The following is a 14706-nucleotide window of genomic DNA, read 5'->3' as shown; positions in this document are numbered from 1 at the left end:
TGCACAAGGAAACCGATATGTTCAATCCGGCCAATGAGACCCATTTCAGCCTGAACATCAAAGACCAGCCGCACGATTTGCAGGTACTCAACTTTACGGGCGTTGAACGCATCAGCCAGCCTTACCTGTTTCAAGTCGAGGCGGTCAGCGAGCAGCCCGATATCGATCTTGAAAGCCTGCTTGGCAAGGCTGTATTCCTAGCATTTACCCCACAAGGCGCGGGCATTCACGGCATCATCCAAAGCTTTGCCCAGCGCGAGTCCGGCAAGCGTCTGACCCGTTACCAGTTGAATATCGCGCCACAGCTCAGCTATCTGGCACGGCGCACCAACCAGCGTATTTTCCAGGCGCTGAACGTGCCGCAAATCATCAGTACAGTGCTGGAAGAACATGGCATTCTCAGCAATAGCTACCAATTCCAGCTGGGCCCGACTGTCTATCCGCCCCGCGACTATTGCGTGCAGTACGATGAGACCGACCTGCATTTCATTCAGCGCCTGTGCGAGGAGGAAGGTATCCATTACCACTTCCAGCACAGCCCTGATGCCCACATGCTGGTGTTCGGTGACGACCAGAGCGTGTTCCCCAAGCTGGGCCAGCCGACCGTCTATCTACCCGGCAGCGGCATGGTTGCCAATGAGCCGGCAATCCGCCGCTTTGCCATGCGCCAGCACACCCGCAGCAGCCGTGTCACCCAGCGCGACTACAACTTTGAAACACCGCGCCTGCTTCTAGAGGCAGCCTACAAGCAGCCCCAGGCGCAAGACGCCAAAGCGCTGCCAGACTTGGAGGACTACAGCTACCCTGGCCACTTCAGCGAGCGCGAACGCGGCAAGCACCTGAGCCAGCGCGCGCTTGAGCGCCATCGCAGCGACTATCGCCTGGCAGAGGGCAAGAGTGACCAACCGGCATTGATCAGCGGTCATTTCCTGGAGATTTCAGATCACCCGCGCAGCGAGTGGAATGACTTGTGGTTGATTCATCAGGTTCACCATGAAGGCAAACAGCCGCAAGTGCTCGAAGAGTCCATGACCCATGACACTGGCGACACGGATGACTTCCAGCAGGGTTATCGCAACAGCTTTGTCGCAACCCCCTGGGACATTCCCTACCGCCCTACGCTGCTGCATCCCAAGCCGCAGGTGCTGGGCAGCCAGACCGCCGTGGTCACCGGCCCGGCGGGCGAAGAGATTCACTGCGACCAATACGGCCGCATCAAGGTGCAGTTCCACTGGGACCGCGAAGGCAGCGGCGACGACAAATCCAGTTGCTGGCTGCGGGTCGCCTCAAACTGGGCAGGCGATCTATATGGCGGCATCGCCATCCCTCGTGTCGGCATGGAAGTGGTGGTGACTTTTCTTGAGGCAGACCCCGACCAACCCCTGGTCACCGGCTGCCTGTACCACGCAGAAAACAATGTGCCTTATGCCCTGCCCGCCAACAAAACCCGCAGCACCTTTAAAACCCTCAGTTCACCGGGCGGCGCCGGTTACAACGAACTGCGCCTGGAAGACAAAAAGGGCGAGGAACAAATATTTATCCACGCCCAGCGCGACCTCGATAAAAACATCGAACACGACCAGAAAATCCACATCGGCAACGAACGCCACGACACCGTCGAAGCCAACAGCTTTAGTGAGTTCAAGGCCGAAGAACACATCACCGTTACCAGCGACCGCAAAGTCGAAACCAAAGCTAACGACCACCTGAGCATCGGCGTCAGCCAACACACCCAACTCGGCACCGCCCAACTAACCAAAGCCGGACGCGAAATCCACCTCAAGGCCGGGCAGAAAATGGTCATCGAAGCGGGCGTTGAGCTCACCCTGCAAGCAGGCGGCAGCTTTATCAAGCTCGACCCAAGCGGCATCAGCATGGTCGGCCCAATCATCCGCTACAACGCCGGTGGCGCCCCGGGTAAGGGGACGGGGATTGCCGCATTATTACCCGCAATCCCATTGCCGGCAGATATTGATAAGGCGGGAGAGCTGCTGGAACGGGTGTCCAGTAATTTGGCAGCCTCTAAGCCTATAAAGGAATTAAACAATAGGTTGCGAATACAGCTTAAGCGGCCATATGAAAAAGAAGGTATAGCTGGTCAGTCGTACGTATTGAATATGGACGGGATTGAGCATAAAGGAATAACTACCACAGACGGATATATTGACCATCATCTTCCGGGAAGTGTTAAAAAAGCTACTCTGAAATTCTATCCGTTCGGAGAAGGTAATCAGGCATGGACATGGGAGATCGATATTAATAAGCAAGCCCCTGCTAATGATGTTTTGGGGCGACAATCTCGACTGAAAAACTTGGGTTTCTACAGTGGTGTATTAGATGGGATCGATGGTCCAACGACTCAGTATGCAACACGCTGCTTTCAGCGGGCTTGTCAACTACCTGATAAGGATCACATAACCACATCTGAGCAGGATCTTTTAACCAAACAACACAATGTGTAGAAGGGTACATTATGAAATACGGAAATTTCAACCTTCGTCGAGGCGATCACGATGGAAATACACAACAGAATACGCCTCCACGTTGGAGTGGAATAGATAACCCTGCTGTACAACTAGAAACTGCAGAAACAGGAATAGTTAGCACTTCTAGTAGTGCCGCATCCCTCACGGTCCCAGAGCATGTACGGCTCCTTCAAGAAGACTTGCAAACACTTGGCTTTGCTATTATTGGCTCCCCAGATGGAAGCTTCGGTAAATCGAGTGAGTGGGCGGTAAGAGAGTTTCAGATATATGCCAGAATGCCCCATGTAGCACGTGTCAAGGTAAATAAAATTGGTCAACTATTACTTACAGCCACAGGGAACCCAAAACTAGTTAACAACAACGAAGTTTACTATGATAGTTCCGCTCACATTGTTGCCAAAGCAGGACAGTTACCTAATACATCAGGAACAACAGATGAGTTGAGGTCATACTATGTTGACTCTCTAGAACAAACAACTAATGGTCATTTATATACCGGCCCAGTAAGTGGGGTGGTTGACTCAGATACTAGGACGGCAATTGAATTTTGGCTGGAAAATCATTACCGATGTCCAGTTGTTATTGAGGCTTGGTCAGTAAGCAATACAGGAGCACGAACTCTATTATCTAATGGTGGCTCTAATCTATGGAAATATGACAGCTTTACAAGTAGCGCTCCACGCATTTTCGCGCGGGACTTTACTCAATATTACACATACCCTAGTACTAGAAGCGCATCCCAATACCAGGCTATCGGTTACTATGATACTCAGGGTGGCCCCAATGCGACCAAAAAACATAGCTGGTCTCCAGAAGCTGAGATGACAGTAGAGAACATGCTCGGCACTCCAGCAAATCCAGAGCAATTGAATTCGACACCGCTATCTGTATACCGCGTAATACGAGTTGTCGCCGAAGCTGAGTGCTATGGCAGATTTGATGTAATCAACGCTTGGGATAACTCTTTAATTTCGGCTGGGCCATGCCATTGGACAATGGGCGCATCTAATGGAAATGAATACGAGAAGGCAGAATTCCCAGCATTCATCGCATATTTTTTGAGACATTATGAAGTGTATTTCAAAAAAGTATTTGGAAATTTCGGCCTTTATCCTGAATATGAGTGGGGCGATGAGGATCTTTATTCGTCCAGCACGTTGACATATACCTCATGGCTCAAACTAACTAACGAGACTCATCAACCATCTCAACTAACTTATGCCGATACTGAATTCACCCCCCTATCAAATAAAAAACCCGAAGCTAATTATTTAAAAAATTGGCACTGGATATACAGAATCAGCATGGCTGGCAGAACAATTTCTGAATACCGGCAAGCGATGTGGGAAATGGCCAAGCTTAGAGTTTTGGACATTAGAAAAAAAAGTGTTGAATTTCAAGTTGGTACCAACACGATAAACAGCACTCTAGGAGAGGTTTTTACATCTGAAAAGGCTGTTGCTATTCTATTGCGTTGGCATGTGTATAGGCCATCCCATGTAGTACACCCTAACTATGAACGGATTACCACAGTAATCCAGAGTGCGATAAACAATAATCCTTTGGTGAGTTGGCACTTGCAAGTATCAAACTGGGAGGATATTCATGAGTCTGTACTGACTGAACACTTGCTTACTGCAGCATCAGCTGTGAATAATTCTATATTAACGAGTATTTTGTTCGGTTCTGATCAACCGCAAGGTTCGGTGCGGACAGGCAGAGATACGTTCTTGGTGGATGCCTAAAAGTGAAACTACTGATAATCATATTGCTTTTCGCTAGCTTCAATGCGGCCGCTGGTGAAGTTGAAATTTGCAAGGGAAACAAAAGCACAAGAAATTTTCTCTCTGAGTGGAGGGAAGGGGACAGAGCTACATATATTTTAACTACTATTCATGGTACTGAGACTTTGCGGGAATCAGGCCGCATTGCCTATCAAGCGGACCTTAATGATGATGGTAATAATGATTATATATTTGAGTCGTTTGATAGCCAGGGAACTGCCAAGGATAGGACTTTCGCAATTTTAATCCAGTGTAAGGGCTTTCTTCAGTTTGCGGGAGGGGATTATTTTGCTGGTGTGAAAGAAGGTACAAAGATACATAACGGCTACAGAGATATTATCTTCTTCTCTTATCAACGAGACGAATCAAATAAAATTATATATTCACAAGGCCAGAAGCTTATCATACCGCACATTTGGAGCTTCAATCCAAGCTCTGGTAAGTATGAGGGTGATATGGACTAACTGCTGCGGGCAATTTTCTCAGCCTGACCAATATCAGTCAGTTGCAGCCGCAAGTAACGCCTTTAATGCCAAGTTATACAAATGGATTCCCTACACCTATTTGGCCGACTTGGGCTTACCGAAGCCTCGATAGACTAAAGGAAGGTGGAGACCTGCAAGAACCGATGCCTTATGAAGAAGCTTTTTGGCGCTCAACCTCCCTTACACCGGTCAAAAACTTCTCTCCTCCAAATGGTGTACAAGGCTTTATTTGCGCGCTGCCCACCAACTGGACACGCGGCGAGAACAACGACTCAGGTATCAACCTGACGGTGCTTGCAAAAAACCAGAAACAGCAAGGGCTTGAGCATGACGCCTCGCTTGCAATGACAACCAATAGCAAAAATGACAAAGGCCAACGCACATGAATAAGTTACTCTTAAGCCTAGGCTTGTGCTGGTTGCTGCCAATTCATTTGGCTCAAGCAGACACTGTTCGTAAAGAGTGTATTGGCCGATTAACTTTTGATGTACCAGAAGATATGCAATGGGCAACATACATGAGCCGTGATGCATTTAAAATAACAAGTACTGGTGGCGCGCATGCATTTTCTGATCATGTATTTACGGGTGGTAATAAATCCGGTTATGACTATGACGGGTTAGTAATCATGGTTAGCGATATCGTTGAGCGATCAGAATTTGATGGTGCTGCCAGATACGCAAAGGGAACTCGTAGCCTATACCAAAAAAGTTTGATCAAAGAATTAGCGAGAAAAAAAGATTTGCTCAAAGAGCTAAAAACTCAAGAAGGCACCGAAAATACTGTAAAGATACTTAGGGAAAACATTGCTAAAACAGAACACGATATCCCCCTCGCCCATGCCTATGAGCACGACCTCGGCATCCCGGATGCCTACTTTCTTGGCAGTGAAGACACCGTCTATGATGTCTTACTCTGGCGTAAGAATCGTGTTTATTATTTCTCGCTTAAAGGCAACGATAAAAATAAATCACAGCGTATTAAAGACCTTATCGCACGCTTTCAACCACGCGATTTGTATGAAGTGCCAAAAGGCCCGGGCTTTTGCTTCCCATATGGTTTTATCCACGATGATGGCAAGACCAAGTACGACATCAAGAACAGCCTGCGCTTTACCCGTGAACCCAACGTGATATTCACCATTCTCAATGCTTCTGCTGGTGACCCGTATATGAAGGCCACCTCCGGCACCTACAACACCGATTACAACCCCGGCTACGACAGAGAAAACTGGGAGAAAACATCGTTTATTGAGTCGCTGTACTTCGACAGGCGACTGGTGGGTATGGACGGCTGGCGACTTGATCCAAAGCCGGGCTCGGCAGAGAAGGAACGTGCATGGTTTGGCCTGGCCCATATCGGCGGCATGACTAAACCCCTGATCGCGATACAAGCCAAGACCTTTAAACAAGGCACCGACGATTTAACAGGCCTGACACCACCGCCTGAAGTACTTATGCCCAGCCTGAAAGCCCTGACCAAAAGCATGAAGTTGACCTTGGGCGAGTAATCCACTGGGGCTGTAACGGCTATTGCAGCCATTGTTCAGCGCCCCTGATCCAGCGCCGAGCGTTCGTTCATTGACCGCTCGGCGTTGTGACTGGTGCGCTAGAAGCGCCAGGTAGCGCCGCCGCCAAGAACATGAATCGCCGCTTTCTTGTATTCGCCAGAGACCGTTTGACCATTTCGTTTGCTCTGCTCGACGCTCAGGTCATCCATCCATATCAGGGTGTAGTTGAGGTTGAATGACATGCTTTCATCGATCTTATAGTTAAGACCAGTTGCAAAGCGCCAGGCAGCGCCGACTGGGACATCGACAGTGCGGTCATCATCGTCGACAGATGAGGTGTCGTAACCAACACCCATATTGATACGCAGCTTGTTGGTCATTTGATTTTGCGCGCCAACCGACAGGTGCCAGGTATCTTTGTATTTACGATCTATCTGGCGCGATACGGATGATCCATCTGGATTACCGTCAACCTCGACACCGATCTTGCCGAACTCGCTCCAATCTTGCCAGCCTGCACTGCCTAGCACTGTCCAATGATCATTGAGTTGGTGCGAGATGCTCGCCAAGGCATATTGCGGAATGGTTATGTCGGCGTTTAATTGATCCGCATTGATCCGGCCCAGGGCAACATTGAGCAGTGGGTTGCTGATGTCATCAAAATCCGGCTGGTCATCAAACTTGAACTTGACCTTGCTGACGTAGGACAGGCCCAAGCGAGTGCGATCGCTCAAGTCGTACATAAGCCCTGCCGTAACCCCCATTCCCCAGTCCGTGTCCTGGTATTTAAGCTGGCCATCTTTCGCATTACCGATGCCAAGGGGGTTATTGTTAACCGCTACCTCCGTGAGGAACCGGCCAAATACAAACCGCGGCCCAAAACCAACAGAAAGATCATCGGTGAGTTTGTAGGAGAGCGTAGGCTGGAACGCAATACCAATAATCGATGACTTCTGGGTGAAATAGCGCCCTGCCCAGTCATCGTCATAATTAACCGCTAGACCAAAGTTGCCCACCATGCCGATGCCGATGGTGGCGCGATCATTTATCTGGTGACTGGCAAAAACACTGCCTCCGGGAAAATACTTCAGGGCATTACCGCCCTCGTTGCCGTCGAAGGAATTATCGTCATCACGCGAAAAGTTGATGTGGCCCAACATCAACTGGCCGTTCGCATTGACCTGGGTGCCTTTCAAGGCGGTCAGGCCTGCCGGGTTGTTCATCAGGATACTGGGATCCGTAACCAGTACTGCCGCACCCGCATTGGCTAACCCTGCGCCTTCTTGGCCGACCTCATAGACCAAGATTCCTCCTGCCGATACGTTTCCTGCAACGCCTAACAGCACAATAGACGATAAAACTTTGCGCAACATGGCCAGATATCCTTGTATGTTTATAACCACTTAAGAACCCTCTGAAAAACTACTGCGCTCGATATTACTGCGTTAAAAAACTGCTCACAGCCTTTAGGCTGAACGCACTTCAGTGCTGCCCCGAAGGGGTGGGCAAAGCGAATCAAATGCTCATTTACAGCACGTAAAGTCGAGCACGACCCCGGTCACTTTTTCGCAGTTTTTGACTCGCTGCGCTCGCCCTGCGGGCCAGCCTTCGGCTGTTACTCCCGCTGGTCGTTGCGCCTTGTACTCGCGTCGCTCGCTACCTTTTTCAGAGGATCCTTAACCATTTGATTTAATCCACTTGCGGAATTTCACGCTGCTCCACTGACCGTGGAGCCTTGGATCGACCTGAGTATTCCAGCCAGCCAGAATCCGCTGACTACGTGCATTTTAGGGTAAAACATAGTCAAAAAAGCCGAGTTTACTAGTCTGGAGCGTATAAAATTTACATATACCGCTATCCACAACTAAATACTGGTTGATCACCAATCAAGGGATGACGGCCCCGCACCTTAACTCCGCTACAATCCGTGTTTTGAGCAACCGTCCCTTTCTCTGCACATGCAAAATATCCTTGTTATCGGCTATGTCTGGCCAGAACCACGTTCATCCGCCGCGGGCAGCCGGATGATGGAGCTGCTGGAGTTATTTCGCGCACAGGGTTGGCATGTGACCTTCGCCAGTGCCGCCGCGCTGTCCGAGCACCGCGCGGACTTAACTGCGCTGGGGATTGCTGAGGTACAAATTGCGCTTAACTGCGACAGCTTTGACCAATGGCTGGCTGAGTTGCAGCCCGACATGGTGCTGTTCGACCGCTTCTTCACTGAAGAGCAGTTCGCCTGGCGAGTCGAGCGGGCTTGCCCTGAAGCCATGAGAGTTCTGGACACATGCGACTTGCACAGTTTGCGTGAAGCCCGTCATCACCTGCTAAAAGCTACGCAGCAGGCCTGCTCTAACGAAGCCGATAAACAGAGCGTGGACGCGGTTACGGCAGGTGCTGACCAACTGTTTGAGGTCATGGCCAATTCAGATACGGCCAAGCGTGAAGTCGCCGCAATCTTTCGCAGTGACCTGAGCCTGATGATCTCTGGATTCGAGATGCAATTACTGCAGCAGGCGTTCTCGGTACCGGCAACACTGCTGCACGACTGCGCCCTGATGTTGATTCCCAGCGCGAGCAAGCCTGCGCCTTTTGCCGAGCGTGCACACTTCATCAGCATTGGCAATTTCCGCCATGCGCCCAACTGGGATTCTGTGCTGTGGCTTAAACACGCACTGTGGCCGCTGGTTCGTCAGCGCCTGCCGCACGCGCAGTTGCATGTATATGGCGCTTATCCCCCGCCCAAAGCCACTGCGCTGCACAACCCCAAGCAAGGGTTCCATGTGTTGGGCTGGGCGGATGATGCACATCAAGTCATGGGCCAGGCGCGTATCTGCCTGGCGCCACTGCGCTTTGGCGCGGGCATCAAAGGCAAGCTCGCGGATGCAATGGCATGCGGCACACCGAGTATTACCACCGTTATCGGCAGCGAAGGGATGCACGGCGACTTACCTTGGGGCGGGGCTGTGGTGGATTGCGCGGCAAACTTTGTCGATGCCGCCGTGGCGCTTTATGAAGATGAAAACCGCTGGCTTCAGGCCCAGGAACAAGGTGCTGCGATCTTACAGCAGCGCTTTGACCGTCAGCGCCTGGGCAGCGAATTGATTAACCGGCTTGCTCAGCTAAGCGAAAATCTGGACAGCCATCGGCGTGACAACTTCATCGGTGGCATGCTTCGCCATCACACGCTCAAGAGCACGCAATACATGTCGCAGTGGATTGCGGCGAAAAATCAAAGCGCAAATTAACTTATCCACAGGCCAATACGCCGCGCACCGGATTAGAGGTCTGCTTCTTCCACGAGTCTCACTTCGCTGGCATCCAGCGCGTAGGCTGCATCGGCCAGATCGTTGCTGACGCTCTCAACCTTGATCTCACCGCTGACCCACAGCGGCGCATAGATATCCTCCAGCGCTATACCTTTTGCATAGCGCACCAGCACCAGTTGGTTCGGCGGAGGCGGCGGCACATGAATGCAGGCACCTGGGTATGGCACCAGGAAGAACAGGGTGCTGCGTCCCTGGGCATCGCTTTCGAGCGGCACGGGATAGCCACCCAGCCGAATCTGCTTGCCGTTGAACGCCGCGACGGTTTTAGCCGAGTACATCACGGCGGGAAGCTTTGCATCCTTCTGCTTGAGACCACCCGATTGATAGAAGCTACTATCGCCTTCAGGGCTGTCATGAGTGATTTCCGGCATGTCTGCCAAGGCTTGCTGATCCTCGGCAGGCATCAGCTCAAGCCAGTCGGTTTCGGGTAACTCGGCAAAGACCAGGCTGCTGACCAGCAACAGCGGCAGTAATAACAAACGGGACATCGACAAACTCTCGGGCAGGGTGCTGGCTTGCAGTCTCTTAGAGCTGGCAGGCACATGCAAGTGCGCACTGTTGCAGCACCACAAATAAAGAAGCCGTCATAAGACGGCTTCTTGCAGAGCAGCCAAGCGTGGATCAGTTCTTTTTGATCATGGCGTAGATAAACAGCAGAATCACCGCACCGACGATTGCGCCGATAAAACCAGCGCCCTGGCCAGCCTGATAAATACCCAATGCCTGGCCACCGTAGGTAGCTGCCAGCGACCCACCAATACCCAGCAGGATGGTCATGATCCAACCCATGCTGTCATCGCCTGGCTTAAGGAAGCGTGCAATCAGACCTACAATCAGGCCGATAAAAATAGTGCCGATAATTCCCATGGCTTGTTCTCCATTTCAAGTGATTGCGCCTAGGGTTCAAGCAGTGGGTATCATCAGGGGACGATACTGGCGCTCAAACCACAGTCTAGAACAACTATGGCGCTCAGCCATCTGACGGCCAATCCCAATGGAGGTTCCCCTGGCGCTGCGTTGCACAGTGCCAGGTCAAATCATCAGGCGTCGATCAGGGCCTGCACGGCTGCCACTTGCAGGTCGAGCGTGGCACGGTCCTTACTGCGCACTGTGGCATGGCCAACCTTACGCCCTGCCTTGAAGGCTTTGCCGTAGTGATGCAGGTGGCAGTCGGCGATGGCGATGACTTTATCCACAGGCGGCACTTCGCCAATGAAGTTGAGCATGGCGCTTTCGCCGACCTTGGCGGTCGAACCCAGTGGCAAGCCCGCGATGGCGCGCAGATGGTTTTCAAACTGGCTGCATTCGGCGCCTTCGATCGTCCAGTGGCCGGAGTTATGCACACGCGGCGCGATCTCGTTGGCCTTGAGGCCACCGTCTACTTCGAAGAACTCAAAGGCCAGCACACCGACATAGCCGAGCTTGTCCAGTACGCGGCTGGCGTAATCTTCAGCCAGCGCCTGCAACGGGTGATCGGTGCTGGCGATCGACAAGCCGAGGATGCCGCTGTTGTGCGTGTTGTGCACCAACGGATAAAACCGGATATCGCCGTCGCGGCCACGCACAGCCACCAGCGAAACTTCGCCAGTGAAGGGCACAAAACCTTCGAGCAAACATGGCACGCTGCCAAGCTCGGCAAAGGCGCCCGCGACATCATCGGCGCTACGCAGCACCTTTTGTCCCTTGCCGTCGTAACCCAGGGTGCGGGTTTTCATCACGGCAGGCAGGCCGATGCTGGCGACTGCGGCATCAAGATCGGCCTGCGATTGAATGTCGGCAAAATCCGGCGTTGGGATGCCAAGATCCTTGAACATCGACTTCTCAAACCAACGATCGCGGGCGATGCGCAAGGCCTCTGCCCCCGGATAAACCGGCACGAACTGCGACAGGAAGGCAACGGTTTCAGCCGGGACGCTTTCAAACTCAAAGGTCACCAGATCAACTTCATCAGCCAACTGGCGCAAATGGTCCTGATCACCGTAATCGGCGCGAATATGCTCACCCAATGCCTGTGCACAGGCGTCTGGCGCCGGGTCGAGAAATGCGAAGTTCATGCCCAGCGGAGTGCCCGCCAGGGCCAACATGCGACCCAACTGGCCGCCACCGATTACACCGATTTTCATAACACAGCCCTTTTAGATCGACTCAAGCTTGGCGCGGGTCTGGATTGTCCAAAACAGTTTCAGTCTGCTCGGTACGGAATTTCTTCAGCGCCTCGTGAAACTGCGGGTGTTGATGGCCCAGAATACTCGCCGCCAGCAATGCGGCGTTGACCGCACCCGCCTTGCCAATCGCCAGGGTAGCAACCGGCACGCCAGCAGGCATCTGTACGATGGACAACAGCGAATCAACACCTGAAAGCATCGACGATTGCACAGGGACGCCCAGTACCGGAAGGTGCGTTTTGGCCGCGCACATGCCCGGTAAATGTGCAGCGCCGCCGGCGCCAGCAATAATCACCTGGATCCCTCGAGACTCCGCCTGCTCGGCATACTGGAAGAGCAAGTCCGGGGTACGGTGAGCGGAAACAACCTTCACCTCGTAACCGATACCCAGCTTGTCCAGCATCTCGGTGGTGTGGCTAAGGGTGCTCCAGTCGGACTTGGAGCCCATGATCACGCCTACCAGTGCGCTCATCGTTGTGCCTCTATATTGGGCGCCGGTTGGCGCGTCAAAAACTAACAAGCCACGCGGTTTAACCAGCGTGGCTTGTTTGCGATATATGGCCGGGTGCCGCCGGCCGAAGGCCGCGCAGTATACCGCAAAGACATGGGCAGTGAGCAATGCTGGCGACCGTTTGTCCAGAGCTCAGGACCATACCCGCAGAGTTGCTACATTTTGCTCTATGTCAAGTTCACCCGCCTAGGTTAGCGCACACTACAGACTCACACGACCATGGGAAAAATATCATGTCACAAACCATGAGAGCCGCCGTCGTTCATAGCTTCGGCGCCCCCCTGCGTATTGAAGAAGTAAAAGTCCCCTTGCCAGGCCCGGGGCAGATTCTGGTCAAGATTGAAGCCAGCGGCGTCTGCCACACCGATTTGCACGCTGCCGAAGGTGATTGGCCAGTCAAGCCCAGCCTGCCGTTTATCCCCGGCCATGAAGGCGTTGGTTATGTCGCAGCGGTCGGTAGTGGCGTCACCCGGGTCAAGGAAGGCGACCGTGTCGGCGTGCCTTGGCTCTATACCGCCTGCGGCTGTTGCGAACACTGCCTGACGGGCTGGGAAACCCTGTGCGAAGGCCAACAAAACACCGGCTACTCGGTCAACGGTGGCTATGCCGAATACGTACTGGCCGACCCGAATTTCGTTGGCATTCTGCCGAAGAACATCGGCTTTGTTGAAATGGCCCCCATCCTTTGCGCCGGCGTCACCGTGTACAAGGGGCTCAAGGTTACTGGCGCCCGCCCCGGCCAGTGGGTCGCTATTTCCGGTATCGGCGGCCTTGGCCACATTGCCATCCAGTATGCGCGCGCCATGGGCCTGCATGTGGCTGCAATTGATGTCGATGACAGTAAGCTGGAGCTGGCCCGCAAACTCGGTGCACAACTGACGGTCAATGCACTCAAGGAAGATCCGGCCACAGTGATCCAGCGCGACATTGGCGGCGCTCACGGCGTACTGGTGACGGCGGTGTCCAATAGCGCATTTGGCCAGGCCATTGGTGCCGCACGTCGTGGCGGTACAGTCGCACTGGTGGGGCTGCCACCGGGTGATTTTCCCGCACCGATTTTTGATGTGGTACTCAAGGCCATCAGCATTACCGGCTCAATCGTTGGCACCCGCGCGGACTTGCAGGAAGCGATGGACTTCGCGGGCGAAGGCCTGGTCAACGCAACCTGCAGCACGGATAAACTGGAGAACATCAACAGCATTCTCGACCAAATGCGCGCAGGGAAAATTGAAGGGCGTACGGTTCTGACCTTCTAAAGGTAGCCAAACACAGACCGCTGGCCACAACCCAGGGCCAGCGGCATACATCTTGCTGTACAAGGGTTCATTGCAACCATTGGACTCAGCCTGCGATGCACGCTCAATTGACCACCTTGCATGTGGTTTCCATGATCCTTGCCTATTTCGCCGACACATCAGTTCCAGTCACACGACTGCTTGATGCCAGCGGCATCCGCCCGGAAGACCTCGGCGGCAATGACAGCCGCATCACGCCTCACCAAGAACTGCAGGTGTGCGCAAACGGCTTGGCCGTGCGAGAAGACCTGGGGCTCGAGCTCGGCCAGCGCATGCACATTTCCGCCTACGGCATACTCGGTTACGCCGCATTGTCGAGTGCCACCTTTGGTGACGCCTGGCAATTGCTGCTGGAGTATCCGGCACTACTGGGCACCTACTTCAAGCTGGACCTACGCATTGAAGGCAAACTGGCCTGGGTCAGCGCCAGCGATTACCAACAGCGCCCGGAGCTTGAAGTCTTCAACACCGAGATGTGCCTGGCTTCCCTGAACACCATCTGCACCGACCTGCTCGGCCAGCCATTGCCCTTGAGCGCAACACAATTCCAGTACCCACAACCGGCCTACTCGTCCCTGTATGCCAAAAGCTTTGACTGTCCACTGCACTTCAATGCCCAAAGCAATGCCTTTGCCTTTCCCGCCAGTTGGCTTAGCCGACGCTTACCGCTGGCAGATGCAATCACTCACCAAGAAATGTTGATGCGCTGCCGAAAGCTCAATAGCGAGTTCTCTGCCCGGCAACTGTGGCTGGCACGTATTCGCCAATTACTTTCCGAGCAATTGGCCAGCTCCCCCGGCCTGGAGCAACTGGCGCAGCAGATGCACTGCTCGCCCAGAACCTTGCGCCGCCACTTGCGCGCATTGGGCACCCATTACCAGGAGTTGCTCGATGACCTGCGTTTTGAGCGCGCCAAAGCATTGCTCTGCCAAGAAGGCTGGCCGGTCGGGCGTGTTGCGGAAGAACTGGGGTTCAGTGAAAGCGCCAGTTTTCGCCATGCATTCCAACGCTGGAGCGGAGTTGCCCCCAGCCACTTTCGCTTGTAAGCCGAATATCCGAGACATGCATGGCCGTTAAATTTGGCCAGATATATCCCCTTTTGGCCATCTGTAGCGTTCTCGCGCACTTCGCTTTAGGCAAACAA

Annotated in this window: 13 protein-coding genes; 8 read left to right on the top strand and 5 right to left on the bottom strand. The window is 53.1% G+C overall.

Going from position 1 to position 14706, the window contains the following annotated elements; translation table 11 throughout:
- Positions 1-17 precede the first annotated feature (17 nt).
- From tssI to CHB79_RS22195, 5 genes are all read left to right on the top strand, one after another.
- A complete protein-coding gene (gene tssI, locus CHB79_RS12585) occupies positions 18-2462 on the top strand; it encodes a type VI secretion system tip protein TssI/VgrG (RefSeq protein WP_089360170.1) in 2445 nt (814 codons plus the stop codon).
- 11 nt (positions 2463-2473) lie between these two features.
- On the top strand, positions 2474-4231 hold the full coding sequence (locus CHB79_RS12580; protein WP_089360169.1) for a peptidoglycan-binding domain-containing protein: 1758 nt from the start codon (positions 2474-2476) through the stop codon (positions 4229-4231).
- A 2-nt stretch (positions 4232-4233) separates the two neighbouring features.
- Positions 4234-4734: a hypothetical protein gene (locus CHB79_RS12575; protein WP_089360168.1), complete on the top strand. Its 501-nt coding sequence runs from the start codon at positions 4234-4236 to the stop codon at positions 4732-4734.
- Between the two features lie 164 nt (positions 4735-4898).
- Positions 4899-5141 (top strand): hypothetical protein, encoded by a 243-nt coding sequence (locus tag CHB79_RS22305; protein ID WP_217898862.1) that lies wholly within the window; start codon positions 4899-4901, stop codon positions 5139-5141.
- A complete protein-coding gene (locus CHB79_RS22195) occupies positions 5138-6265 on the top strand; it encodes a T6SS immunity protein Tli4 family protein (RefSeq protein WP_245851463.1) in 1128 nt (375 codons plus the stop codon). The genes CHB79_RS22305 and CHB79_RS22195 overlap by 4 nt, the downstream gene beginning before the upstream one ends.
- Before the next feature lie 98 nt (positions 6266-6363).
- Here CHB79_RS22195 and CHB79_RS12560 read toward each other — a convergent pair whose 3' ends face one another.
- Positions 6364-7638, bottom strand: a complete 1275-nt coding sequence (locus CHB79_RS12560; protein WP_089360167.1) for an OmpP1/FadL family transporter — start codon at positions 7636-7638, stop codon at positions 6364-6366.
- A 585-nt stretch (positions 7639-8223) separates the two neighbouring features.
- Between CHB79_RS12560 and CHB79_RS12555 the strand changes: the two genes are divergently transcribed.
- The gene (locus tag CHB79_RS12555; protein ID WP_089360166.1) at positions 8224-9510 is read left to right on the top strand and encodes a glycosyltransferase; all 1287 of its coding nucleotides are present in this window, start codon (positions 8224-8226) and stop codon (positions 9508-9510) included.
- 32 nt (positions 9511-9542) lie between these two features.
- On the opposite strand, the gene CHB79_RS12550 is transcribed toward CHB79_RS12555, so the two are convergent.
- From CHB79_RS12550 to purE, 4 genes are all read right to left on the bottom strand, one after another.
- Positions 9543-10079 (bottom strand): DUF3299 domain-containing protein, encoded by a 537-nt coding sequence (locus tag CHB79_RS12550; RefSeq protein ID WP_089360165.1) that lies wholly within the window; start codon positions 10077-10079, stop codon positions 9543-9545.
- Positions 10080-10212: 133 nt separating this feature from the next.
- A complete protein-coding gene (locus CHB79_RS12545; RefSeq protein ID WP_010487740.1) occupies positions 10213-10458 on the bottom strand; it encodes a GlsB/YeaQ/YmgE family stress response membrane protein in 246 nt (81 codons plus the stop codon).
- A gap of 173 nt (positions 10459-10631) precedes the next feature.
- The gene (locus CHB79_RS12540; RefSeq protein WP_089360164.1) at positions 10632-11714 is read right to left on the bottom strand and encodes a 5-(carboxyamino)imidazole ribonucleotide synthase; all 1083 of its coding nucleotides are present in this window, start codon (positions 11712-11714) and stop codon (positions 10632-10634) included.
- Between the two features lie 22 nt (positions 11715-11736).
- Positions 11737-12228, bottom strand: a complete 492-nt coding sequence (gene purE / locus CHB79_RS12535; protein WP_010487741.1) for a 5-(carboxyamino)imidazole ribonucleotide mutase — start codon at positions 12226-12228, stop codon at positions 11737-11739.
- Between the two features lie 272 nt (positions 12229-12500).
- On the opposite strand from purE, the gene adhP reads away from it, so the two are divergent.
- Both adhP and CHB79_RS12525 read left to right on the top strand, forming a co-directional pair.
- The gene (gene adhP, locus CHB79_RS12530) at positions 12501-13523 is read left to right on the top strand and encodes an alcohol dehydrogenase AdhP (protein ID WP_089360163.1); all 1023 of its coding nucleotides are present in this window, start codon (positions 12501-12503) and stop codon (positions 13521-13523) included.
- A gap of 95 nt (positions 13524-13618) precedes the next feature.
- A complete protein-coding gene (locus CHB79_RS12525) occupies positions 13619-14608 on the top strand; it encodes an AraC family transcriptional regulator (protein WP_089360162.1) in 990 nt (329 codons plus the stop codon).
- Positions 14609-14706: the final 98 nt, after the last annotated feature.

This window comes from Pseudomonas segetis, assembly GCF_900188155.1.
In the GTDB taxonomy this organism is placed as follows: Bacteria; Pseudomonadota; Gammaproteobacteria; order Pseudomonadales; family Pseudomonadaceae; genus Aquipseudomonas; species Aquipseudomonas segetis.
This window is presented reverse-complemented; position numbering and strand designations above follow the sequence as displayed.